Here is a 22,517-nt window from a genome sequence, read left to right as displayed (position 1 = left end):
CCGATCCATGCGCAACGCCACCGTCACCGGTGCTGTGCTGATGGTCCTGATGGGTGCGACCCTCTCTTGGGGCGCGGTACCCGCGTCAGCCGCTGAGAATGCGCCGGTCAGCTGGGAATCGGCCGCACTCGACCTACCTACGGCCCATCAGGCCACTCAGGGCGAAGGCGTCACCGTGGCGGTACTGGACACTGGTATCAACCCTGACCACCCCGCACTCAAAGACAGGGTGACCAAGGTCGGCCCTGATTTCTACGAGCTTGCCGGTCTCGAACCAGGGAACAGCGGCTACGGCGTGCACGGCACCGCCATGGTTTCGGACGTCCTCAAGGTCGCGCCTAAGGCCAAGATCGTCACGGCTCGCGTGATCGACGATGAGCACGATGATTTCAGCGGGGACGTTGAGAGTCTCAAGGACGGCGTCAGCCCGATCGCGAAGGGCATCGACTTCGCGCTGGAGAACGACGCCGACGTGATCTCGCTGTCCGTCGGTGGAGGGGTCGTCAACGAGCTGAGAGGCGAAGAGCTGGCTGCTGCTGCTCGCGCTGTGCAGAAGGGCGTCACCCTGCTGGCAGGCGCAGGCAATATGGGCGACGAAGGCAACGAAGGCAACTTCCCCGCTGGGTTGGCGAACGTCATCTCCGTCGCCGCGACCAAGCCCGGAGGACAGCGCGCCGACTTCTCCACGGTGCGCACCCACAACACCATCGCTGCCCCCGGTGTCGATATCATCAGCGCCGACAAGGACGGCGGCTACCGTCCGGTCGACGGCACCTCCCCGGCGACGGCGCTCGCCGCCGGTGTCACCGCGCTGATGCTCGCCGAGAACCCGGATCTGACCCCGGCCCAGACTCGCGCGATCCTGATGCGCACGGCCGATCATCCCGCAGGCGGGCACAACGCACTCGTTGGCGCCGGCCAGATCAACGCCGCGGCGGCAGTACGAGCGGCGGACAGCCCGCCGAAGATCGACACCGCGCCCAAGCCGTACAAGGGAGACGTCGAGCACTTCGCGTCACCGACCGGCACCGACAAGATCTCCCATCCGGCGATGGAGACGGAGCTGCTCGCGACCGGTCTCGGTGCGCTCGGTTGTGGTGTGCTGTTCGTGGCGGGGGGCGGTCTGCTGCTGTTCCGCAAGAGCAGGCGGCAACGAGCCGCGGTCTGAGACACCGGGTTTGGTGATGCCGTCCGTCTGGCGCCGTACCGCAACAATCGTCTGGCGTCGAGCAAGGGTTCGCACCCTGCTCGACCGGTGACCGGCCCCGGTGCCCCTCTTTCTCAGGGGCACCGGGGCTCCCGTCACGCGAAGACCCCCACCAGCAAACTGGCCAGGAGCCCGACCACGGCCACCAACGTCGTGATGAGGTAGGGCCGGAACCGGCGCCGGCTCCACGGTTGCGTGGAGGAGAAGCCGGTGGTGGCGCCCAGTACGCCGATCGACAGGGGCATCAGGCCAACGAAGAACCACGCGCAGCCCACCGCGATGGCGCCGACCCACCCACGGTCCGGCTTGTACGAGGTGTCGCCGGTCTTGAGGGCCTCGATGACGTAGCCGCGCTGGTGCAGGGCGTCGCTCTTGAGTTCGGCGTTGAGGTCCTTCACGGAGCCGTCGTTGGCGGTGAAGGTGCCGTAGCACCACCTGGTCTTGGTCTTCTTGCGCGAACTGCTCGACGTGCTCGAGCGGTACTTGTAGTCGACGGTGCAGGTCTCGACGGTGAGCTTGCCCGGGGTGGATGTCGCGTAGGTGTAGGGGCCGAGGTAGGCGCCGAGGGCCATGAGGACCACGCCTACGAGGATCAGGCCTGCGCCGATGAGGCGGCCGAGGCTCGCTCGGTCTTCCGGTGCGGCGGCGTTCGGCGAGGCGTTCCCGTGTACTTGTGTCATTGGGGTTCCTCAGGAATGGGATGCGGCAGGTGGCAGGCAGGTACTGCTGTTACAGGACGAGGGCGCAGACGAGTGCTGCCAGGACGCCCAGGGCGCAGAGGCCGCCCAGGACGGGGCCGGTGACGGTCCGGGCCGGCAGGCTCTGCCAAGAAGCCGTGAATCCCGGGCCGTTGCGGCTGCCGAAGCCGGTGAGGAGGCAGTAGATGCCGAAGGCCAGCAAGGAGAGGCAGAACGCGAGAATCGCGGCGTCGTCTCCGGGGTCGCGGTCCTGCGGTTGCTCGAAGGTGTCGTCCACCTGAACCACGGGGATTTTCGCCCCGGTTTCGAAACGCGATGAGGTTTCTACTACTACGTCTTGGTAGGTGGCTTCACCTTCTTGCGCGCTCCAGTTTCCGGTGCAGCTGAACTTCAGTTCTGTGGAACGTCTGTGCGTGCCGTAGTGGGTCTTCGTGTGTGTCTCGCATGAAGAAACGGTGAGGGTTCCATCGGTGCCCTCGCCGGCGAGTTCGCTGCGCAGTTCCGGAATGGTCACCGCAGCGACGACTGCGGCCAACAGAAGCAGCCCCAGGCCGAGGAGTCTTCCCGCCCACAGGCTCCCTGTGTTGCTGTGATGCGACTGTACTGTCACCACTTTTTGTCGTCCCCTTGCGTAACTTGACGATCTCTTGACTGGCGGGTTGGCCGGGTCGTGCGCGAGGAGTCTAAGGTATCCGTCTGTCGTGCAATATGAAGTGCAGCCAGGGGAGTTCGGGGGAGCGCAATGGAGTTCGAAACCTTTGATGTGGACACGGGCGTACTCCGCAGGCAGGGCGGGAAGTTCGTCGACCTCGGGGGCGATTTCTCAACCGCGTCCAAGCGGTTCAAGGACAGCCTTGAGGGGCTTGGTGAGCCATGGGCGGACGCGGATTTCGGGGAGATCTTCGGCCAGGTCTACACGCCGATTCGTGACGGAATCTTCACATCGATGGACAGCCTCGCGGAACGGCTACAAAAGATCGGGTACAACCTGCAGGACATGGCACGTAACTACGACGCATCGGAATTGTCGAACAGCGGCCTGCTGAACGGTATTTCCGGCGAACTCTAATCAAATACGGGGCTATTGGCATGTCGCTCACTCTGCCCGGCGAGCTTGTCTGGGTGCTCGACCTCCTCGGATACTCCTGGCCCGAGGCCGACGAAGAGGCACTGCACAAGGTCGCGGAGACCTGGCGGGCTTTCGGCGAGGAACTCGAAGAGATCCAGCGGGACGGCGAAGGCCTCGCCCGTACCGTCGTCGCCCACAACTTCGGTATGGCTGTTGAGGGATTCAGCAAGGACTGGGGCGCCTACACCGGCGCGAACGGCGAGGACAGATATCTGCCGGACGCCAAGACCGCGTGCGATGTGATCGCCTTCGCGTTCGACGCGGCGGCGGTGGCGGTGCTCACGGCGAAGCTGGCGGTGATCGCACAACTCGTGGCGCTGGCGATCGAGATCATCGCGGCGCAGGCTGCAGCTCCCTTCACCTTCGGACTGTCCGAGGTCGGTGCGCTGGGTGCGACACAGGCCACGCGGCTGATCGTCCGCGAGCTGCTGGACAGGCTCAAGCGGGAGGTTATGGAGGCGGTGACCAAGGCCATGGAGCACGCCACCATGGACGCCGTCAAGAAGATGGCCAAGGAGCAGCTCGAGAAGATCACCAAGGAGAAGGTCAAGCAGTTCGCCAAGGACCAGCTCAAGGAGCAGGGCAAGCAGTTCGTCCAGGAGAAGGTGGTCGACGCCGCCAAGGAGAAGGCCACAGAGGCCGCCGTCGGAATGGCGCAGAACATCGGCCAGCAGGGCATCGAGACGTACTTCGACGCGCGGTCCGGCGTCGACCTCGGTGAGACGGCGGACGTTGCCAAGACGGCGGCCGGTGAGTATGTGGACGGCCTCAAGAACGAGGTCACCGGGGGCGAGGGATCGACCTTCGCCGGCTACGTGGACCCGACCACGCACGTGAACAACGCCGTGGACGCCGCGACGGAGCGTGTCACCGGAGCGGCCGGGGACCGCGTCCAGCATGGCGTCGACGCGCTGGCCGGACACGGTGCGCAGAGCACGCAGGCGTCCGACGGGGCTACGGGCACCGCATCTGGGACGGGGGCCGGCTCCGGGGCGGGTTCCGGTTCCTCGGGCACCACGCAGGCGTCCACCAGGCCGGCGGCGGCCACTGCCTCCGCGCCGAGCTCCGCTTCCTCCGCTTCCTCCGGCTCCTCGGGGGGCGCGGACGACTGGGCCCGAAGCGAGTTCGGATGACGCTGCCGTTGCTTCGACTGGCCCCACCAAAGCTGCCCCCACCAACCACCAACGGGAAGGACGTGCGGCGCCCATGACCGCGGACCGGGAGATCCAGGACGAGGTGCTCATGGGGATCGCCCAGGACTCCGAGCAGGCCCTGCGGCTGCGCCGCTCCCTGCGCACCATCGCCGACGCGTCATCGCTCGGCCCGGACCTGCGCGAGATGGCGCGTGCCGTGCTGAGCGGGAGCGTCGACATCAAGGACGCCTTCCAGGATCCGCGCTACACCGAGGCCGTATTCCAGCGGATGCACGAGATCCGCCGGGCGGCCGACGACCAGACGCACGTGGAACACCAGCAGGCCAAGGCCCAGTTCGGGGAATGGGACGCTCGGCAGCAGGCGGACCTGGACCGCGAGCGTGCCGAGCGGGATGCGCCGGTGCACACCTCTGGGCGGGGCGGGCGGGCCGGTCGGGCCGGTCAGCGCTGAGGTTCGGAGGGTGCGCGGCGCGGCAGCCGGCTCTCGCGCCGCACGCCCAGGTCATCCGTACGTTCCGTCGGCTCTGGTGTGTTGCATGCGCGGCAATGATCAAGTACGTCGTCGAAGGCCGTCAATGCGATCCCCGTCGGCGGGCAGGCCGCTTCGGTGGCCATGTTCGCCCTGGCCGCGGCAGAGGCCATCCGACTCATGCAGCTGTGGGCCGAGGCGGCCAAGGCGTTCGACACGTTCGCGTCGGCCATGGGCGCGCTCGGCGTGGCCATCTCCTCGGCCGTCAACGGTTTCTCGGCGGCGGACGGATTTCCCCAGGTGGGCACCAGTGGTTACGATCACGCCGCGGTGTAGCGGAGAAGGCGGTCAGGAGAAATGGGTTTCCTCGGCGGGGTCGACGACCTGGAGCGTTTCCTCACACGTTCGTGCTATCTGAGCATCGCGTCCGTCCCGGCCTGCTGGGGCCTCATGATCTTCCTCATCAGTGATGTCGGCTGGCACTTCAGCTTTCTGCTCGGTGGCGTCCTCCCACCGATCGCCGCTTACCTGGGGATCCGCGCCAAACGGGAAATCCTTACGGGGATGTCGGCTACGGCGTTCGGACTCGCCCTGGTTTCCCTGCCGTTGATGCTTGGACTGGCGTACCTCGAGGGCTTGTGACGCGAGTGGCGTGATTGGCGTGATTGGTCGGGCGTGCGACGGTGCCGACGGGATCAGTCGCTAAGCTCCGCTGCCATGACTACGCATGGCGGTAACGCGGCGAACAGGCCGGACGGGACGGGCGGGGCGGGTGCTCAGCCGCTGTCTTCCGGTTCTGGCGTGACTGCGGATGAGCTGCGGTCGCAGTTCCAGGCTCAGGGCGGCCGCGGGCCGGGGCTCGTGGAGGAGCGGCGGCGCGAGGCGCGGCAGGCACGTGGGGTGTACGCGGCGGTCGCCGGGTTGGTCGCCGTCGTCTGTCTGGTCCTGATCGGCGTACGCCTTGGTCAGGGCGATGCGCTGGGGGTCTGGATCGCCACGTATGCCATGGGTGCGGCCCTCGGTGGTTGGGGTTTTGTGCTGGCCCGGATCGGTCACACTCGCTGGGCGATGATGGTCACCTGTATCGGGGGAGCGCTGGCGGGTCTCGGCGACAGCCCCGCTTTTCACTGAGGGCGCCGACTGAAGGCCGGGGTTCAGCTACCGACCGGGCACCAGGCGTTGGACGCCCGGGCCGGCACCTGAAGAGGAGTCACACCTGACGGCGCTTGTTACCGATGAGGTAGGCGAGACCCCAAGCGGCGGCTGCGGCGACCAGGAGGCCGAGCGGGGAGAACCAGTCGACTCCGCCGGAGGATTCGTCGTTCCACCAGGCCCTGGCCGGGAGGAAGGCGTCGTACCTCACCATGTCCCAGACGGCACCGGGCGATTGGGCGTCGGCGAGGATGAGGGGCCATGCGTTGGCGTAGCCGAAGAAGGCAGCGAGCGCGGCGATGACGGCCCCCCAGATCCAGGCGCCGGTGTTGCGGTGACCCACTGAGCCGACCAAGGCGCCGACGATCGCTCCGTTGAGCAGCGCGTGGCCCAAGTAGAGGGCGTTGGCCGTGGTGAGCGTGAGGTCCTTGTACGTGGCCAGGATGAGACCGCTGTAGATCATCGAGACGATGACCGAGATGAAGAATGCGAGGAAGACCGCGCCGACCGGATGACCGCTTGCGGTCGGTCGCTGCCCGAAGTGCGGTGCCTGGAAGTGCGGTGCGGGCTGCATCGGATACATCGGCTGCATCGGCGGCGGCCCCGGGACAGGCGGCGCTCCGTGGTGCATCGGGGGCTGGCCGGGGGCAGGCGGTGGGCCGGCCTGCATCGGCGGCTGCCCCGGGGCCGGCGCGGGGCCGAACCCCGGTGGCTGCTGGGGCGAAGCGGGCTGGTTGTAGGGGTTGTCGGGAGCCTGCGGTGGCTGCGACGGCTGCGGTGGTGGCTGGAACGGCGGCTGGCTCATTGACTTCCCACGGAGTGAACGGTCTGGAGCAGCAAGCTATCAGTGAGATCAGGAGGGGGCCGTCGGAGCCGGAGCGGGCTGCGTGAAGGGCGGTGCTGAGGACGACTCGATGCGCAATGAACTCCCCGCGGGGGCCGGGATCGTGGTGGATGTGTAGAGGTGTCGGAGGTGCGCCGTGAACGCCGACGCGGTCGCCCGTGAGGTGTCCGCAATGCCACTTCGACGAGCTTGACCTGCACGAACCGGCCTCGCCAAGATCTCTTGAGTCAGTCGGGGCACGAGCCCCACGTAGGGGAACGGGACAGCATTGAAGACGGACGTGAGCGGCGGGCAGAACCTGAGGAAGGCCGGAACGGGAGTTCCCGGCTTGGCCGTTGCCGCGAAACGGAGCGTCGGCAGCCGTATAGGGATCGGAGTGCTGGGGATTCTCACTCTGCTCTTCGGCCTGATTCTCGTCGGGGTGGGCTATGAGCAAGGCCCCAGGAAGGTGTCCGACGGCACGCAAGGGACGATCACCATCGAGCGTTGCGGCAAGGACATCATCGGGGACGATGTGGAGTGCTCCGGCAGCTTCCGTTCCGACGATGGCGGGAACCGCTACGAGGTGAAGGACTTCGAGCCCGGTGCGGCGTACGACAAGGGCGAGAAGATCGAGGCGGTGGCATACGACTCGGGGTGGCGGTACAAGCGCGGCACCTTCGCGTCGTTCTACGTCGACGCTGTCAAGGTCTGGTGCGTCGCTGCCGCCATGTTCGGAGTGGCGCTCTTCCCGCTGAGCGCTGCCTTCCGCCGCGGGAGCCGTCCGATGCGGCGCGGGACGTTCACCACCGGCCTCATCCTGCTGTTCGGCGGGCTGCTGGGCTGTGGTGTCTGTGCCCTGGTGAATGGCGTGCTCATTTAGTGGCCCCAGCGGGGGCTGTGGGGCTGCGGGGGTTGTCAGTGGCGGGTGCCAGGATGGCCGTATATCGACAAGGCTCGAATTCCGCATACATCGCAGGCGCTTCGTAGCGACCCGGATTCGCCGGGGCGCGCGCGGAACCCTCAGGCCTTCCGGACACAGGGCTGGCAAAGGGTTGTCGAGGACTACAACTTCGACGACCGGGTCTGACGGACCGGGCCCGGTTATTCGGCGGTTGGTTCGACAAGTGGGGCCAACCGATGCTGGTCAGGAACTGCCGACTATCCGGATCGCTCAGACCTGCTGGCAAGAAAGGGCTTGTCAGGAATTCGTGGTACAGGCAGAGAAGGGTGCAGAAATGGCGAAGACTCGTGGACACGGAAACGCCATGCGCCACCGAGCGAACCGCTGAACTCACCGGATATCTTGGAAAATTGGAGGCTGCGGCGGGCATCTCTTCGTTCGGCGGGCGTATGGGCATCCTCCGGAGAGTAAGGGCCCCTTCTACTCTCTGGCCGAATGGACCGGCGGTCGCGTGCTGCTCGATGGCGGCACCGGTGCTGTCGTCCAGGACTACAGCACGGGATACGGCTCGCCTGTACGTACTCGGCATCCCTTGCGCCCTCCGCCGTCGGCGCCCTCCGCCGTCGGCGGCTCCGCCTGCTGCACCGCCAACTCGGCGCCCTGCGCGTACCGTCGCCTGACCTGCACCCCGGCATTGGAGTCCGTGCTCTTTCCGTTCTCGGAGACGAAGGTGCCCTCGCAGCGGACGGGCCGGCGGTTCTTACGGCTGCTGCGGGAGGCGTTGCTCGGGTAGCTCACCTCGCACGGCCGCACCGTCAGGTTTCCGTGCGTGCCCGCCCAACCCGCCGTGTACGTTCCCTCGTACGCGCCGAATTCGCTCAGGGTGAGCCCCGCGAGCAGAAAGACCAGTCCGCCCGCTCGCCCGAGGCACTCGAACGCTTCGCCGACGAGGCCGGTGAGGGAACGGTCGACGCTTGTGCCGCTTCCCGTGCCCTGCGTCCGAGCCATGACGATGCGGTCCTCCTCCTCCGGCCCTTTCCTCGGCGACGTGCTTCTGCCGGTACATCCGTACGACTTCGTCGACCGGCACCGACGGTCAGACCGTCAGCTCGCCGGTCTGCCGGTCCACGACCCCGCATGCGTCGCCGATCTCGGAGGGCGGCCTCCGCTGCCCGGTCTCCGGGGCACGCTCCAGTGGTGCGGGCGCGGCCCATACGACCCAGCCCAGGTCGAACTCCTTGGACCTGACTTCGCGGCGCGGAGCATCCGAGCCGTCGGGGTTGAGCCAACGGTCGGCCGTGGCGAGCGCCTGCTCCTGGGTGGTCACGCGGGGGCTCCTTCGCGGGGGTCGGGGACGCGGGCCATGAGGCTATCGCCGGAGCCCGCCGCAGTGATCCGCAGGGCCCTCGCCCCGCGCTCGGTCGCGACGAGAAGAACGCCGTCGGGCGACAGGTCGGAGCCGACGTAGGGCGTCTCCGAGAGCAACTCGGTCACGAGAGCCTCGCCGCCGCGGTCCCAGACCCTTACGTAGTCGGCGCCGCGACTGAGCATGAGCGGGGCCGCCACCCGCTCCTCCTCGGAAAGGAGCAGGATTTGCTCGGGCGACGCACCGGCGAGGTCCACCGGCTGGACGAGGCCATGCACGACCAGTGCGGAGCCGTCGCCGACCGGATGGGCACCGGCCGTGCCCTCGGGCACGGCGAAAGCCGCCACGGGAGTGTGGGGCTCTCCGTCGCCCCCGGGCAACGTACCGACCGTCACCGCGCTGATGCCCGTCAGCGGCAGGCTCCACAGCGTCCGCCACGGAAGATCGAGGCCGAGTCCGTGCACGGCGGCTGCGTACTCGGGCAGACCGTCCTCGATGAAGGCGGTCTCCAGCAACGCCGCGCGCAGTCGAGATGGTGCCTGGGTGCGGGTGAGAAGAGGAGCGACGCGCAGGTACGTGCGGGCCGGAGCGCCGAGCGCGTCGCGAGGGACGGCCTCGACGGCCGCGCGCAGGGGCACGGGGTCGGCGTACACGAACAGGCCGGGATCGGTGAGGAGCTGCGGGAGTAGACCGGCTTCGAAGGCATGGCCCGCGACGTAGTCGCGTACGTACGGGTCGGCCTTGCTCCAGTCCTGATCGGGTACGGCATCGAGCAGCGCCGCCGCGATGCGTGCCTGGGTGGTACGCACGCTCGGCAGGCCCGCACGGACCTCGTCGCCGACGGCCGGGTGCCGGAGCCGTAGGAGCGTACGGCCGTCCTCGCTGTCCACAGGCTGGAGAAACGGGCTGACCAGGGCCGCGGCCTGCGTCATCGTCCCGGTCATGTCCTGGCCGGCCACCGCGGTCACGAGGCGTCCCCAGAGGTCCGACGGCAGCCCCTGGCCCTCGGCGAGGGCGAGTGGCGTCAGTATCAACCGGAGAGTCTGCGGATCACCGTCGACCCTGAGGGAGTGCAGATCCAGGGCCTCGCCGACGGAAGCGGGCAACAGCTGATCAGAGGACGGGGCGGCGCGGTCGGGGGCCATGAGCACGCTGCGTGTTGCGAGCTGCACGACGAGCTGGCTCGTCCCGGCCCGGCGGCCGATGGCCGCCGCCAGCGTACGACGGACCTCGGGGTCAGCGGTGAAGGGCAATTGGGGAGCCCCGAGTTGCGGGTTCAGCGCCGTGTCCGCGTGCAGGGCAAGGCTCTCGGGATCGGCCCACTCCGGCTCGTCGAGATCGATGATGCGCACCGCGCCGGTCGGCAGCCCGGCGGCCAGTTCGTGGGCCAAGGGACGCGGCACGTCAACCAGGAGGCGGACGGTCTCCGCGGCCGCGAGGGGGGCGAGCACTTCCCGGACGACGCGTGCGGGCTCCCCCGTCGCGCGCACCGGTCCTGCCCGGTCCACGTCGGGCACGACGATGGTCGTCGGCTGGTCGAGGGAAGCCAGCTGGGAGAACACGTCAGCGGCACTCGCCGCCCGCAGTTCGTGATGGTCGGCGATCAGCCACAGGACCTGGCTCGCCGTCCGCCCGGTCGGTGCGGGCACCACGGGTGCGGGCAGTTCGGGCGGGACCGTCGAGGGGTCCAACTCCCGAAGTGGCAACCGATTGCGGAACTCCGGATCGCAGAGCATGAGGAATCCGGCGAGGAGCCGTGAGCATCCGCTTCCGGGGTTTCCGGTGAGGACGAGGACACGTGGTGCGCCCGGCGCTTCCGCACGCCATGCCGTGAGCGCACGCAGCGCAGCCGAGCGTCCGCCTACGTAGGGGTGCGGTATGTAGCCATCGGTTGCGGCGGTCATCGATCCCGTCTTCCGCCCTTCCAGCAGACTTCGCGTTGTCGTCGATGTTATGGCAGCGGTCCTGTCAGACCCGGTCGTCGAAGTTGTAGTCCTCGAAGACCCTTTGCCATCCCTGTGTCTGGTAGGCCTCGGGGTCGATGAGGTTCAGCCAGTGACGTAGGTCCGACTCCGTGTCCTCGATCGACCACCAGGAGGCGCGCCACCAGAAGTAGAGGCGGACCATCGCGACGAACTGGGCGAGACTGCTTCCGGCCAGCTCGTCCTCGATCCCCGACCAGCCGTCCTGCAGCACGCGCCCGTCGCGGCCGTCGAGGAGGAGTCGCGCACGTTGCCAGACGCCGAGGGAGAAGTACGTGGTCCCGGTCTCGTCGGGTTTGCCGAAGGGTTCGGCAACGGGGTGCAGGCCGGTGTCCTCGAGGCCGGTGGTGTCGAGTTCGAGGAGGCCGGTGACACAGGGGAAGCCGACTTCGGAGAGGAAGGCGCGTGCGCTGCTGTCGGAGAGGGTGTCCGGCAGGGTCTCCTGCGGGAACCGTTTGACCGCCGCGGATCCGAAGATGTCCGTCAGCCAATCGGTCGTGGGGGCCAGGGCCTGGGCGGGCAGGTCGGCCCGGGCAAGCTGCGTTTGGGTGCTCACGAGGCGCGTGAGGAGGCCTGGTGCGTTCTCGTGTCCGGCGTTCTGGTTGATCTCGACCACGCAGAATCCGTCCACGGTGGCCAGAGCGATGTGATGGCCCGAGCGCGTGGCTCGACGGATGTACTCGGGCATGCGAGGCAGATCCACTTCGCCGTCGACGACTCCGTCAGGGCGCCACCCTCCAGGTCCCTGATCCGCCTGCGTGGTGCCGGACGTGTCCGCGGTCTCATCGGGCTCGGGACGGGGCGCGCCCGTGGCCAGGTCCCAGGTGCCGATGTGTTCGCGGCGTGTGCGAGCTGTGACCACATCGCCGGTCGGGGTGTGCACGATCCGGGGCGTCTGGACGATGGGGCGGCTGACCACTGCGTCCGTGGTGAACACGCCGGCACCGACGCCTTCGGCCCAGAGGGTCCGCCAGGGCAGGGTGACGGGGCCGGCCGCCGACAGGAGCCGGTCGGCGGCTGCTTCCTGCGTCGGCCCGGCCTGCATCAGGGTCAGGTGCAGCAGCGCCAGCCACTCACCGTGGGACGACGGCTGAACGCCACGGCGCGCCATGTAGTGGAGGCGGGCTCCGGCGCTCCCCTGCGGGATGGGCCGTGTATGGAACGCGGCCTCGAACCCTTCGAAGAGCGACTCGTGGCCGACCCCGGCGACCGCTGCCGTGTCCTCAAGGAACGCGTTGAACTGGCCGGCCGCGGCTGCGTGACCGGCCAGGGCGCGGTAGGCGTACCAGCGTGCGGCCTCGGGTGTGTTTGCGGCCGACAGGGCGGTGACTGCGCGCGCGTGCCAGGACCTGGCCTCTTCGGCGGGCATCTGCGTACGCAGATGCCGGGCCGCTGCCTCCTGCTTGAAGGAGACCAGGGGAGTGCCGGTCCCGTCGTCCGTCCGGTGGATCCAGTCCCCGGCCACCGGGTCGCCGAGCAGCGACTCCAGCCGGGACTCGGGGAAGTCTTGGCCGAGGGCGGAGCAGAGCAGGGACCACACGGGGAGGGGAACGAAACGGTGCTCGGCCAACGCCAGCGCATCAAGGGCAGATGACAGGGCGGCATCCTCGTCCGGCTCCGCGAAGGCGGGCATGCTCTCGAAGCCCCCCTGCAGGGTCAGATGCCGCCCGCCCAACTCGTCGGCCCTGCCCGGGGCATCGTCGACCTCGATTAGCAGGCGCATCCGCAGCCCGCGCGGATGGAACGTGATCAGCGCCCGCGTCACCTGATCGAGCACACGCTCCGGTTCGCGCGAGGTGCGCAGCCGGCCCGCCCACTGCGTGTTCGCGAGCACGACCACGGGGTCGCCCTTGATCTGGCCGGCCACGGCGGCGATGTCATTGTCGAAGGAGTCGGTGGCGGGGATGCCAAGGGCCGTCGCCAATTCCCGGGCCACCTCCTCCGCTGACCTGCCGGTGCAGTCGACGTGAACCGCGGCTGGGTGGCGGGTAACGACCTCGCGCAGCAGCGCCGTTCTGCCGCTGCCCGCGCGCCCGCCGATCCACAGCCAGGCGCTGGTTTCGCGAGGCCGGTCGATCCACCGCAGCGCACGGTTCAGTGCGAGTTCTGCCGTGACTTCATCCGGGTTCGGGGTGGTACTCATTGCGTCAGGTCTTTCCTACCGTCGGGTCTTCTCTATGCAGGGCTTGTTGGCGTCGGCAAGGCGTACGCCTTAAGAATATCGGCGACCTTGTTCAAGTGATCCTGGAAATCGACTTCCATAGCCTGCATCGCATTGGGTCTGTTCTTGCTGGGAACGAACGGCTCGACCTGTTCGCCTTTTCGGTAAGCCGTGGCGTAGGTCGTACCCATCTCCTCCGGCAGATAGGCGCGGATATAGCCTCCGCAGTCCGCGTGCCCCTTCGACTCGGAAGGGTGGCCACATGGCTCCCGCTCCGTATACAGGTGGGCGGGGACGAGCGGATTCTGCCCCTTGGCCGCGCGGTCCTCGTTGAGGCGTTCGATCCAGCCGCCCAAGTGCGGTTCGGAGTGGTCGGGTCGTGGCCCCACGTAGTTGAACGAACTGTCGGCCACGTAGTGGGTCTGTTTGGTGTCCGGGTCGTACACCTCCATGACCGCGAAATTACGCCCAAGGAAGTTCGGCTTCATGTCCTGGGCGGCTTCTACGATCTGATCGGCCACGCTTGCAGAGTAGGTCCGGTCGAGGTAGTGGCGGGTGCGCTGTGCAGGGTTGGCGGACGGGGAGTCGGAGCCGCGCACCTCGGAGAAGGGTTTTCCGTTCGCGGCCGCGACGGCGGCCCTTGAGTCCCGGTATTTCTCATTGTCGTTGCCCGGGAAGTTCGTCTGCCGATTTATGTCGCGCTTCCGGTGCGCCTCTCGTGCCTCTGTGGCGTCCTCCGACTCCGACCAGCGGTAAGCGGACTGGTCGCCCTCGCGACGGTACGGACTGGCGCCCACGCCCTGGTTCATGTGGAAGTCGTTGCTCAGGCGCGCCAGAACACCCACTGTCGCGGCCTGCTGGCCTCGGCTCAGATCGTTGAAGCCCGGGATGCGGTTGGCGAGGTCGTCACGGCTCCAGGTCGTACCGTCCCTGCTGCCCTCGAGCAGGTCACGCAACCCGGCGTTGTCGTTGTTCGCGAAGTCCCGCAGCGTGTCGTAGACCGGATCCAGGTCGATCTGCCGGATGTCCCGGTGGTCCCGGAAGTCCCTTTGTGCCTTGTCGCCGGCGACTCCGTAGTGCTGGTGATCCGATTTCTGGTCTTCCTCGAACGGTGTGGAGCCCAGCCGCTCAGGGTCCTTGCCCGTCGTGTCACCGGTGTTGTCACCCTCGTCGTCCCAGGAGTCCTTCGTCTCGTCGGGATCGGTTCCGGCGGGTTCGTCGGGCGCCCTGCGGTCGGCGCCCGTGGGAGTCTCGGAGGCCTCCCGCTGCGGCTGCGTACCGTCGTCGGCGCGCTGGTCGGTCGTCACCGGCTGTCGGTTCGAGTCCAGCGGAATCGCGAAGACCCCGTTGTTCCCACTGTGCAGGGGCTTCGAGCTCTGCTGCCCCGTCTGGGCGTCGATGTACGTGATCTTGCCGTTGTGGTTGACGGCGTTCCACGCGTGCGCCCGTCCGTTGGCGTCCTGCGTGATGATCACGGCCTGGGAGCCGTGGCCGCTGTTGCGGAGGGTGTTCTCCAGGCGGTTGAAGGCGTCGCGCCCGTTGCCCATGTCGTTGAAGCGGGCGCCCAGCGTGTTCTCGATGCGGTCGCGGCCGCCCTTCTCGCCGCGGTCCGAGGGGTTGCCGTCGGCGTCCAGGTCGGGGGTGCGGCTGGCCGCTGCCGTGGGGTTGCCCGCGTAGGTGTCCACCGTGGACAGGGCCACATCGACACAGTTGTTGTTGCGGCCGGGGGCGTCCCGTCCTTCGCCGTTGATGCGCTCGACCCAGCGGCCATCTGCTGGGTTCGGCGGTCGGGTCGGGTCGCCGTTCTCGTCCCGGGGGACCGAGTTCTCCAGGGCGTCCTGTTCTGCCCGGGTGGGGTCGGTGACGCCGCCTGGGGGGTTGGTATTGCGGGTCTCCGAGGCCGGGGTCGGCGGGTCCTTCGGCTTCGGGTTGTCCGAGGAATCCTGCTGGTTGGGGTTGTTGGGGGTGGAGCTCGGGGGATGTGGCGTGGACTGCTGGGGCTGGTTGTTCGGCGTCGTGACCACGTGGTGGACCGGCACCGGGATGACCTGAGGCTGCTGCTGTTGGTTCGGGGGGTTCGCTGGGGGCTGCTGGGTGTTGGGCTGCGTGCCCGGCTGGTTCGGAGTGTTCGGCGTGCTGCCCGCGGGCTGGTGGGGTGGCCTCGTGGGAGTGGGACCGGCGCTCGGCTGGTTCGGGGTGCTGGGGGTGCCGGGTGTGCCCTGGGTGGTGGGGCTGTGGGTGGCGGGGCCGGGCTGGTTCGACGAGTTCGGAGTGCTGTTGCTGGGCGTCGAGGAGCTCGGCGTATTGCTGCTCGGTGTCGACGTGGACGGCGTCGTCGTGGGAGTGCTGGAGGACGGCGATGCGGTCCTGGGGGGAGTCGACTGGGCCGGGTTCTGGTTCGGGGTGGTCGTACTCGGGTTCTGGCCCGGCGTGTGGGTACGGCTGCCGCCGCTCGAGTCCGTGGTGTTGCGGGGCGTGGTGCCGTTGTTCGGTGTTGTGGTCCCGGGGTTGTTGCGGGGCGTGGTGCCGTCGCCCGGAGTGGCGGTCCCAGGGTTGTTGCGCGGCGGAGTGCGGTCGCCCGGCGTCGTCCCGGGAGTGTTCCGTGCCGTACTGCCGTCCCCCGGCGTCGCACTCCCGGGGCGCTGGGTGGGTATTCGACCGTCTGGCGTGCTCTGTGCAGGCGTGCCCGGCGTACGGCTGTCCCCCGCACTCGGAACTCGCCCGTCCGGCGTCGAAGCAGGCGTACTCCGAGGCGCTGTTGGTGGCGTGGGGCTCGGCGTGGAGGCGGGCCCCGTCCCCGCGGCGGAGGGCGTGCCGGGCGTGCCGGCGGAAGGATTCCTCGCCGGACCGGAGCTGGGATTCGGGCTCGTGGCGGAGGAGGGACCGCCGCCCGAGGCGCCCGGGCTGTGGTTCCCACCACCCGGAACTGCACCCCCGGTGGAAGGCGCCGTGGGCGACGTCGGTATGGCCGAGCCGCCGTCGGATCGGCCACCGGAGCTGGAGGGGGACGCGTCGGCCGTCGTTGGCGTCGGTGCCGCGTTGGACTGCGTGGGAGCGCTGGCGGCCAGCCCGTCGATCTGGGTGCCGATCGAACCGCCCCCCGGAGAAGACGACGTACCACCGGACGACGCGCCCCCGGACGTGGGCGTGGACTGCGGGCTCGGCGACGACAGGCCGGATACGGGGGAGCCGCCGGAGTGCGAGGGGCCGGAGGTGCTCGGAGTGCCGGACGAACCGTTGGAGTCGGAGCCGTTGGACGAGGGACCGCCGGGCGAGGGGTCGTCGAAGTCCGACAGGGACGGCCCTGAAGAGGGCGTCGGCCTCGAGAACGGGCTGTCGGACGAGGACGAGTTCCCGGAATCGGAGCCCGACCCGGAGCCGGAGTCGGGCCCCGCGCCGATGTTGGGGGCGGGGATGTCGGCGCCGCCTGTGTCGGCGGATATGCCGCTGCCTATGTTCGCGCCGGGGATGCCGTTGCTCGAACGCGTCGACGTGGAGGAGTCCGAGGAAGAGGAGTCGGAGGAACTGGAATCGGACGAGGAGGAGTCGGACGAGGAGGAGTCGGACGACGAGGAATCCGAGGAAGAAGAGTCGGATGAAGAGGAGTCGGAACTCCCCGGCCCGGAGTCGCTGCCGATGTCACCCCCGGACAGCCCCGACGGCCCGTCATACCCGTCGATGCGGCTGTCGACCGCATGCCTCGCCCGGCTGCCGGCCTTCTGGCCCAGGCTGTCGCGGATGCCTTCGGCGAAGGTCTGGGGGCTCTGCTTGAGGGCGTCGAGGCCTGCTTCGCCGCCGGCTTTGAGGGTGGCGCCGACGTCGTAGCCTTCCTGGGCGCCGAAGCCGACGTTGACGGTCTGGCGGATGAGGTCGGTGATGATCGCCTCGATCGCGGAGATCGCGGGTTCCTTCATCGTCTCGATGATCGCCTCGATCAGGGCTTGTTTGAGCTCGTCGAGGAGGCGTCGGACGATGAGGCGGGCGGCCTGGGTGGCGCCCATTCCCGCTACCGAGGACAGGCCGAAGGTGAAGGGCGCGGCGGCAGCGGCGGCGGCGATCTGGATGGCCAGGGCGATGAGCTGGGCGATCACCGCCCATTTGGCGAACTCGACGAGGTAGGCGCAGGCCTCCAGAACGTTCGCGATGAGGAAGGCGGCCTCGGCGGCGTTGCGGAGGTAGCCGTCGTTGCCGCCTCCGCCGTCGAACTTCTCGTAGGTCTTGGTGAACTTGTCGATCGATTCACCGGCGTTGTGCGCGGTGACCTGGCGGGCGGCGCCGTTCGCCGTGGTGTGGAGCTCGTTGACCTTCTCGCCGAACTCCCGCCACACGGTGGCGCAGTCTCTGAGCTTGTCCTCGTTCGCCGTCGGCCACTTGTAGCCCAGCATCTCGAGGACCCACTCGAGCTCGTCCGGCAACATCATCGCCACAGCAGAAAGCACCCCCGTCGGACAGCACGGCCGTACAGCTCCCTCTCCAGCCAAGGGAAATCACATAGGAGTACAGCCGTCCGCAAAGTTTACGGACTCACCTGCCGGTGACTTCAGGGGTTTGCTGTCACAAGTCCGTTGCAGGCCCCCACGGTTGTGCCGAGTGGCGTGGTTCGAGACCGGCCGTTCACTGCGTACGGCCCTGGGTGCGCTGTCGGTGCCCCTTGACGTCGGGTCGGCCGACGTGGCCCTCCGCGCGCTCGGACTCGCCGAGCCACAGGTTCGGGACGTACTGCTGGACCGCCGAGACCATCTCCTGACGGCAGGGGGCAGGGAAGGAGAGGCGGTAGCGCAGACGGGGCAGGTCGGGATGCAGCGGTTCCTCGTCGCGGACCAACGTCCACAGGACCGGGTCGTCCACGTCGATGGGACCGGTGGGGAACAGCTCCAGGGAGTAGACCTTCTGGCGCTTGCCGAACTTGCTCCAGTACAGGCCGACTCCGGCGAGACCCTGCCAGGGGATGACGTTGCGCAGCTTGCCGTTGTCGACCCACAGGCCGGTGGCGTCGACGAGGATCCGGCTGCGGCGGTTCGCCCAGTTGGCGATGAAGAGGAACACGCCGAGCACACCGAGCAGCAGCATGAACCCGAGACCCGCGAACCCTGCCGGGTTGGACTCCCCCTTCTGGTTCCCGGTAGCAACCACGACCGCGCCGAAGACGCCGACCGCGCCCAGCGCGATGAGCAGGACGGAGCAGGGGAGCCCGGTCATGGCGCCGCGGCGGCCGGTCCGTATGACGGTGGCGTCCGGCTCGGGGGAGGACGTGTGCGAAGGCAACATGGTGCGTGAGCTTAGCGAATTGACCTACGCTCCCTCCTCATGACGATGCACGGCCGGGAACGCGGCGGGGAACAGGTACGGACGCAGGTGCGAGGTGGCGAGGGCGATCCGGGTCCAGCGCCGACGGCAGTCCCGCCCGGCGTGGACGAATTGAGGGCGAGTTTCCCAAGCCAGCCGGATCCGGGGTTCGCGAGGCAGCGGTCGCAGCAGGCGCGGAGCGCTCGCGTTGGGCTCATGGCCGCCGGGGCGTTGGTGGCGCTGGTCTGCCTCGTTGTGATCGTTGGGCAGCTCAGCAGCGGCACGCAGGTGGGCGTGGGGACCGTGGTGTACGGCCTGAGTCTCGCTTCCGCCGGTCTCAGCGTGGAGTTGGCGCGTCGCGGACGCACCCGCCTGGCCATGATGGCGATCATTCTGGCGGCGGCGGGCGCGTCGCTGGCGGACGCGCTGTCCTGACTCTCTCGAGTTCTGGTCAGTGAGCCGAAGGCCGGCTCAGCCCCTTCAGATCAGACCTCGGTGAAGCACAACGTGTAGTCGAAGCCCCGGCTGTTGCGGTACTGGATGCCGTAGTCGTACTGCGACGAGCATTCCTTGTCCTGGCCGGGGAGCAGAGCACCCGTCTTGTACTCGGCCTCGGGCGAGCCACAGTCGACGATCGTCGGCAGCGGATCGCCCTGCGGGTCCGCGACCTTGACGCAGTCGCCGATCTCGGGGTCGTGCGTCTTGGCCTCCTCGGCAGCCGCCGACTCCGACGCCTCCGCCTTCGCTTTGCCGCCGGTGGGGCTGGTGTTGTAGTCCCAGACCCAGTAGCCCAGGGCGCCGACCACCGCGATGACGATGACGGCGGACTTCACAGCCCGCATCAGACCTCCCGGCTGCGGTCGCTGCGGCCCGCGGGGAGGCTGCGGCTGCTGCGGATATCCGTACGGAGCCTGCGGTTGCTGCGGCTGCTGAGGTTGCTGCGGGTATCCGTACGGCTGCTGCGGCTGCCCGTACGGCGGCTGGTTCTGGTACTGCGGTGGAGGCGTAGACATGCCTGGGAGACCCCGTGGTTGGCTGAACGGATGGAGATCAACGCGAAGTTGACCAGCGCACGCTACCCTCCGGCGTCAGCCGACCGCCCACCGGGTGCGAGCTGTGTGGGAACCGTTCAGAAGACGTGTCAGAAGAAGTGTCAGGAGAAGTAACTGACCAGGAACGCCACCCCGGCGCCGACAAGACCCACCCCGATCATCCCGATCACGACCGACCGCGTCACTCCCCGCCCCGCCGCCTCCCATGCCGCGTCGAACGAGATACGGCTCCGGCCGAACGGCGCGAACCCGGTGGCGAGGCAGAAGACGCCGAGTCCCGTGAGGACCCAGCCACTGAAGAAGGCGCCGAACCAGCGCCAGGCCCGGTCCATGCCGGCCTGTACGTACTCGGCATCCCTCGCGCCCTCCGCCGTCGGCGGCTCCGCCTGGCCCTCCGCCGTCGGCGGCTCCGCCTGCTGCACCGCCAACTCGGCGCCCTGCGCGTACCGTCGCCTGACCTGCACCCCGGCATTGGAGTCCGTGCTCTTGCCATCCTGGGACACGAAGGTGCCCTCGCAGCGGACCGGCCGGCGGTTCTTACGGCTGCTGCGGGAGGCGTTGCTCGGATAGCTCACCTCGCACTGCTGAACCGTCAGGGTGCCCTGCGTGCCTGCCCAACCCGCCGCGTACGCCCCCTCGTACGCGCCGAATCCGCTCAGGACGAGCCCCGCGAGCAGAAAGACCAGCCCGCCCGCGCGCCCGAGGCGCCCGAAGGCTCCGCCGACGAGGCCGGTGAGGGAACGGTCGATGCCTGTGCCGCTTCCTGTGCCTTGCGTCCGAGCCATGACGATGCGGTCCTTCTCCTCGGTCCTTCTCCACTTCGGTTGGCGGGGCCCAGCATGGCATCCGTGTGCGACGGGAGATACTGCAGATGTCGAGAGTCGAGGAGAAGCGAATGACCAGGAAGCCCGAGAACTCACCGAACTCACCCACCCCGCAAGGCTCTTCGCCGGAACGCGGTGTGCTCGACGAGGCACTCGAACCGGACCAGATCCGTTCCCTGAACTCCGCCCTGCGCAAGCTGTCCGAGACCGAAGGCGCCGGCAAGGAGCTGCAGGACGCGGCCAAGAAGCTGCTCTCCGGCCGCCTCGCCCTGCGCGACGCCCTGGACGACCCGGCGGTGTCACGCGCCCTGGGCGGAGGCATGGCGTCCCTGCGCGGTCAGTGGGAGTCGCTGTCGGAGGAGGAACGCGATCAGGTCAGGCACGGCGAGCCGCTGGCCGGCGGTGGCCCCTCCTCCGGGTCGTCCGAGCCGAGGCGGTCGGAGGGCGAGGGTTCGCAGTCCGGGAAGAAGAACCAAGGGCGGCACAGCGGCGGCTTCTCGCTGTACTGATCACGCAGACGCCGTACGCGTCACGACTGGCGCTGCTTCCGGTACAGCGCGATGGCAGCCTCGGTCGGGTAGTTGGGGACGGTGACGGTCTCCCCGTTCTCCTTGGCGACCACGATCTTGCTGCCGCCGGGCGGAGCGGGCTGCGGCCGCCCGGCGGCGTCCGTGACAGGCGGGAACACCGCGTACACCAGGTATCCGATGTCGAACTCCTCGACACGCAGCTCGGCGGGGGTGCCGTCCGGCAGCTCGGGCTGCGCATACCGGCTGCGCACGATGGCGAGGGCCTGCTCGGAGGTGGTGGTCGGTGTGGCCGGGGTGTCCGAAGTCACGGGCCGCTCTCCCAGTCGTCTCGGTCGTCCTGGTTGTCCCGGTGGGGATCTGCCAAGAGGGCCGGGCCGGTCAGAACAACCCGTGCCACATCTGTTCGACGACCAGCGACCACCACGTCTCGACGTTCCCCAGCGCAGACGCGTCCACAGCCGCCAACTGCTCCTGCAGCGCGGCTACTTCCGCACCGGCCGCGACCGGATCCCGGCCCTGCATTCGCTGCTGTGAGGTGGCCAGCAGGGCCAGGGAGCGGGCGAAGGCGGCGACCGAGACGTTGACGTAGCGAGCCGCCGCGGTGACCGGGTCCACCGCCCAGACCGCACCGAGGCCGTCCGGCTGCCCCGTCCCCGGCAGGCACTGCACCGCGATGACCGCGACGCCGTCGAAGCCGATGCGGGTCAGGTACGACAGGACGCTGATCTTCTCCTCGCCGGCCGGGCTGCGGCGCTCGCGCAGATTCGTGGCGACGTCGGTGAACAGGCCACCGGCCGGAGGCGCGTCGGGCCGGTCAGCGGTGAAGAAGAGCGGGAGGTCGGCGGGGATCCCTGCCCAGGTGAGTGCCGACTTGGCGGCCTCGGGCAGCTGGCTCTCGGCCACGTCGTCGGCGTCGTGACGACGTACGCCGTCCTGGCCGAAGACCTCGACGAGATGGCGGCCCAGGGCCACGTCACGCATCGGCTCCGCGGGCGTCACCTGCGCGGGAACCGGCAGGCGGTGCGGGCGGGGCGGCGGCTGCTGACCGGCGATCCGGTGCATCGTCTCGACCTGCTCGACCAACGCCGCGATGCCCTCCGCACGCGCCTCGGGACGGGCTCCGTACGTCTGCGAGCAGGAGAGCTGGGCGTTGGGGAAGGTGTTGAGGAGCTCGGCCGTATAACCGCCGGGGAGCAGGCTGGGACGCAGGTCGGTGTGGACGGCCACGACATTGTCGACGGGGACGTTCATCCGCCGCAGCTCCATCCACGCCTGGTACTCGGCGGGGGGCAGGCCCGGAGCGGAGGTGCGGAAGAGGGTGGTCTCCTCGCCGTTCGCCGGATCGACGTACGTGAAGACTGCGGTGTTGCCCGGCCCGGTGACCGGACGGGCACCTTCCGACGAGCCCGCGCCCTGCGCTGCGCCCCCGTGCTTCTGCCGGTACATCCGGACGACCTCGTCGACCGGCACCGACGGCCAGACCGTCAGCTCGCCGGTACGACGGTCCACGACCCCGCACGCGTTGCCGATCTCGGCGGGCGGCCGCCGCTCCCCGGTCACCGGGTCACGCTCGGGCTCCGCGGGAGCCGCCCACACGACCCAGCCCAGGTCGAACTCCTGCACCCGGACCTCGCGGCGTGGCTCCACGGAGCCTTCCGGGTTGAGCCAACGGTCGGCGATGGCGAGCGCCTGCTCCTGGCTGGTCACGGGGAGGCTCCTTCGGGAGTGGTCGGTCGGGAGGAAAAGGTGGACGACGGGGGCGGGCCTGCGCCGTACGTGT

The 22,517-nt window shown here is 68.7% G+C and carries 23 protein-coding genes; 10 read left to right on the top strand and 13 right to left on the bottom strand.

Annotated features, from left to right (window positions below):
• Positions 1-7 precede the first annotated feature (7 nt).
• On the top strand, positions 8-1,168 hold the full coding sequence (locus ADL12_RS13480) for a S8 family peptidase (protein ID WP_244187890.1): 1,161 nt from the start codon (positions 8-10) through the stop codon (positions 1,166-1,168).
• A 134-nt stretch (positions 1,169-1,302) separates the two neighbouring features.
• Here ADL12_RS13480 and ADL12_RS13475 read toward each other — a convergent pair whose 3' ends face one another.
• Positions 1,303-1,887: a hypothetical protein gene (locus ADL12_RS13475; protein WP_062701944.1), complete on the bottom strand. Its 585-nt coding sequence runs from the start codon at positions 1,885-1,887 to the stop codon at positions 1,303-1,305.
• 49 nt (positions 1,888-1,936) lie between these two features.
• Complete coding sequence (locus tag ADL12_RS53935; protein ID WP_159053157.1) at positions 1,937-2,518, bottom strand: hypothetical protein; 582 nt, start codon at positions 2,516-2,518, stop codon at positions 1,937-1,939.
• Positions 2,519-2,647: 129 nt separating this feature from the next.
• On the opposite strand from ADL12_RS53935, the gene ADL12_RS13465 reads away from it, so the two are divergent.
• The 6 genes from ADL12_RS13465 (at position 2,648) to ADL12_RS13440 (ending at position 5,788) form a co-directional block, all read left to right on the top strand.
• Positions 2,648-2,974 (top strand): hypothetical protein, encoded by a 327-nt coding sequence (locus ADL12_RS13465; protein WP_062701941.1) that lies wholly within the window; start codon positions 2,648-2,650, stop codon positions 2,972-2,974.
• Positions 2,975-2,994: 20 nt separating this feature from the next.
• Positions 2,995-4,167, top strand: a complete 1,173-nt coding sequence (locus ADL12_RS13460) for a WXG100-like domain-containing protein (protein ID WP_063806658.1) — start codon at positions 2,995-2,997, stop codon at positions 4,165-4,167.
• Positions 4,168-4,240: 73 nt separating this feature from the next.
• The gene (locus tag ADL12_RS13455; protein ID WP_062701939.1) at positions 4,241-4,639 is read left to right on the top strand and encodes a hypothetical protein; all 399 of its coding nucleotides are present in this window, start codon (positions 4,241-4,243) and stop codon (positions 4,637-4,639) included.
• Between the two features lie 156 nt (positions 4,640-4,795).
• Positions 4,796-4,993, top strand: a complete 198-nt coding sequence (locus ADL12_RS13450) for a hypothetical protein (RefSeq protein ID WP_244187889.1) — start codon at positions 4,796-4,798, stop codon at positions 4,991-4,993.
• 21 nt (positions 4,994-5,014) lie between these two features.
• Positions 5,015-5,299 carry a hypothetical protein gene (locus tag ADL12_RS13445; protein WP_062701934.1) on the top strand — a complete coding sequence of 95 codons (285 nt, stop codon included), beginning with the start codon at positions 5,015-5,017 and terminating at the stop codon, positions 5,297-5,299.
• A gap of 159 nt (positions 5,300-5,458) precedes the next feature.
• Complete coding sequence (locus ADL12_RS13440; protein ID WP_244187888.1) at positions 5,459-5,788, top strand: hypothetical protein; 330 nt, start codon at positions 5,459-5,461, stop codon at positions 5,786-5,788.
• 79 nt (positions 5,789-5,867) lie between these two features.
• Here ADL12_RS13440 and ADL12_RS13435 read toward each other — a convergent pair whose 3' ends face one another.
• Positions 5,868-6,383: a hypothetical protein gene (locus ADL12_RS13435; protein ID WP_244187887.1), complete on the bottom strand. Its 516-nt coding sequence runs from the start codon at positions 6,381-6,383 to the stop codon at positions 5,868-5,870.
• 598 nt (positions 6,384-6,981) lie between these two features.
• Here ADL12_RS13435 and ADL12_RS13430 point away from each other — a divergent pair.
• Positions 6,982-7,515 (top strand): hypothetical protein, encoded by a 534-nt coding sequence (locus tag ADL12_RS13430; RefSeq protein ID WP_159053156.1) that lies wholly within the window; start codon positions 6,982-6,984, stop codon positions 7,513-7,515.
• Positions 7,516-8,085: 570 nt separating this feature from the next.
• Here the strand turns inward: ADL12_RS13430 and ADL12_RS13425 are convergent.
• The 6 genes from ADL12_RS13425 to ADL12_RS13400 all read right to left on the bottom strand — a co-directional run bounded on the left by ADL12_RS13425 (position 8,086) and on the right by ADL12_RS13400 (position 18,313).
• Positions 8,086-8,544, bottom strand: a complete 459-nt coding sequence (locus ADL12_RS13425; RefSeq protein ID WP_062701926.1) for a hypothetical protein — start codon at positions 8,542-8,544, stop codon at positions 8,086-8,088.
• An 88-nt stretch (positions 8,545-8,632) separates the two neighbouring features.
• Positions 8,633-8,863 (bottom strand): hypothetical protein, encoded by a 231-nt coding sequence (locus tag ADL12_RS13420; protein ID WP_062701924.1) that lies wholly within the window; start codon positions 8,861-8,863, stop codon positions 8,633-8,635.
• Complete coding sequence (locus ADL12_RS13415; RefSeq protein ID WP_062701922.1) at positions 8,860-10,806, bottom strand: hypothetical protein; 1,947 nt, start codon at positions 10,804-10,806, stop codon at positions 8,860-8,862. Before ADL12_RS13415 ends, ADL12_RS13420 begins: the two co-directional genes overlap by 4 nt.
• Before the next feature lie 64 nt (positions 10,807-10,870).
• Entirely contained in the window at positions 10,871-13,027 is a 2,157-nt protein-coding gene (locus tag ADL12_RS13410) for an SUKH-4 family immunity protein (RefSeq protein ID WP_062701920.1), read from the bottom strand.
• A gap of 32 nt (positions 13,028-13,059) precedes the next feature.
• A complete protein-coding gene (locus ADL12_RS57695; RefSeq protein WP_279617142.1) occupies positions 13,060-17,466 on the bottom strand; it encodes a toxin glutamine deamidase domain-containing protein in 4,407 nt (1,468 codons plus the stop codon).
• Between the two features lie 193 nt (positions 17,467-17,659).
• Complete coding sequence (locus ADL12_RS13400; RefSeq protein WP_062701915.1) at positions 17,660-18,313, bottom strand: hypothetical protein; 654 nt, start codon at positions 18,311-18,313, stop codon at positions 17,660-17,662.
• A gap of 234 nt (positions 18,314-18,547) precedes the next feature.
• On the opposite strand from ADL12_RS13400, the gene ADL12_RS13395 reads away from it, so the two are divergent.
• Positions 18,548-18,766 carry a hypothetical protein gene (locus ADL12_RS13395; RefSeq protein WP_159053155.1) on the top strand — a complete coding sequence of 73 codons (219 nt, stop codon included), beginning with the start codon at positions 18,548-18,550 and terminating at the stop codon, positions 18,764-18,766.
• 50 nt (positions 18,767-18,816) lie between these two features.
• Here the strand turns inward: ADL12_RS13395 and ADL12_RS13390 are convergent, their stop codons facing one another.
• Together ADL12_RS13390 and ADL12_RS13385 are read right to left on the bottom strand one after the other, a co-directional pair.
• Entirely contained in the window at positions 18,817-19,344 is a 528-nt protein-coding gene (locus tag ADL12_RS13390; protein ID WP_062701912.1) for an LppU/SCO3897 family protein, read from the bottom strand.
• Between the two features lie 140 nt (positions 19,345-19,484).
• A complete protein-coding gene (locus ADL12_RS13385; RefSeq protein ID WP_062701910.1) occupies positions 19,485-20,168 on the bottom strand; it encodes a hypothetical protein in 684 nt (227 codons plus the stop codon).
• Between the two features lie 110 nt (positions 20,169-20,278).
• Here ADL12_RS13385 and ADL12_RS13380 point away from each other — a divergent pair, with 110 nt between their 5' ends.
• The gene (locus ADL12_RS13380) at positions 20,279-20,716 is read left to right on the top strand and encodes a hypothetical protein (RefSeq protein WP_062701909.1); all 438 of its coding nucleotides are present in this window, start codon (positions 20,279-20,281) and stop codon (positions 20,714-20,716) included.
• A gap of 20 nt (positions 20,717-20,736) precedes the next feature.
• Here ADL12_RS13380 and ADL12_RS13375 read toward each other — a convergent pair whose 3' ends face one another.
• A complete protein-coding gene (locus ADL12_RS13375; RefSeq protein ID WP_244187886.1) occupies positions 20,737-21,045 on the bottom strand; it encodes a hypothetical protein in 309 nt (102 codons plus the stop codon).
• A gap of 70 nt (positions 21,046-21,115) precedes the next feature.
• Entirely contained in the window at positions 21,116-22,444 is a 1,329-nt protein-coding gene (locus tag ADL12_RS13370) for an SUKH-4 family immunity protein (protein WP_062701907.1), read from the bottom strand.
• Between the last annotated feature and the right edge of the window lie 73 nt (positions 22,445-22,517).

The sequence above is a fragment of the Streptomyces regalis genome, from assembly GCF_001509475.1.
Taxonomy (GTDB): Bacteria; Actinomycetota; Actinomycetes; order Streptomycetales; family Streptomycetaceae; genus Streptomyces; species Streptomyces regalis.
This window is presented reverse-complemented; position numbering and strand designations above follow the sequence as displayed.

Bases quoted from the DNA above. Each gene is read 5' to 3' on its own strand.
- ADL12_RS13400 (WP_062701915.1), bottom strand. From the start codon at position 18,313: ATGTTGCCTTCGCACACGTCCTCCCCCGAGCCGGACGCCACCGTCATA.
- ADL12_RS13460 (WP_063806658.1), top strand. From the start codon at position 2,995: ATGTCGCTCACTCTGCCCGGCGAGCTTGTCTGGGTGCTCGACCTCCTC.
- ADL12_RS13475 (WP_062701944.1), bottom strand. From the start codon at position 1,887: ATGACACAAGTACACGGGAACGCCTCGCCGAACGCCGCCGCACCGGAA.
- ADL12_RS13415 (WP_062701922.1), bottom strand. From the start codon at position 10,806: ATGACCGCCGCAACCGATGGCTACATACCGCACCCCTACGTAGGCGGA.
- ADL12_RS13395 (WP_159053155.1), top strand. From the start codon at position 18,548: ATGGCCGCCGGGGCGTTGGTGGCGCTGGTCTGCCTCGTTGTGATCGTT.
- ADL12_RS13445 (WP_062701934.1), top strand. From the start codon at position 5,015: ATGGGTTTCCTCGGCGGGGTCGACGACCTGGAGCGTTTCCTCACACGT.
- ADL12_RS57695 (WP_279617142.1), bottom strand. From the start codon at position 17,466: ATGATGTTGCCGGACGAGCTCGAGTGGGTCCTCGAGATGCTGGGCTAC.
- ADL12_RS13380 (WP_062701909.1), top strand. From the start codon at position 20,279: ATGACCAGGAAGCCCGAGAACTCACCGAACTCACCCACCCCGCAAGGC.
- ADL12_RS13435 (WP_244187887.1), bottom strand. From the start codon at position 6,383: ATGCAGCCCGCACCGCACTTCCAGGCACCGCACTTCGGGCAGCGACCG.
- ADL12_RS13425 (WP_062701926.1), bottom strand. From the start codon at position 8,544: ATGGCTCGGACGCAGGGCACGGGAAGCGGCACAAGCGTCGACCGTTCC.
- ADL12_RS13385 (WP_062701910.1), bottom strand. From the start codon at position 20,168: ATGGCTCGGACGCAAGGCACAGGAAGCGGCACAGGCATCGACCGTTCC.
- ADL12_RS13390 (WP_062701912.1), bottom strand. From the start codon at position 19,344: ATGTCTACGCCTCCACCGCAGTACCAGAACCAGCCGCCGTACGGGCAG.
- ADL12_RS13465 (WP_062701941.1), top strand. From the start codon at position 2,648: ATGGAGTTCGAAACCTTTGATGTGGACACGGGCGTACTCCGCAGGCAG.
- ADL12_RS13480 (WP_244187890.1), top strand. From the start codon at position 8: ATGCGCAACGCCACCGTCACCGGTGCTGTGCTGATGGTCCTGATGGGT.
- ADL12_RS13455 (WP_062701939.1), top strand. From the start codon at position 4,241: ATGACCGCGGACCGGGAGATCCAGGACGAGGTGCTCATGGGGATCGCC.
- ADL12_RS13410 (WP_062701920.1), bottom strand. From the start codon at position 13,027: ATGAGTACCACCCCGAACCCGGATGAAGTCACGGCAGAACTCGCACTG.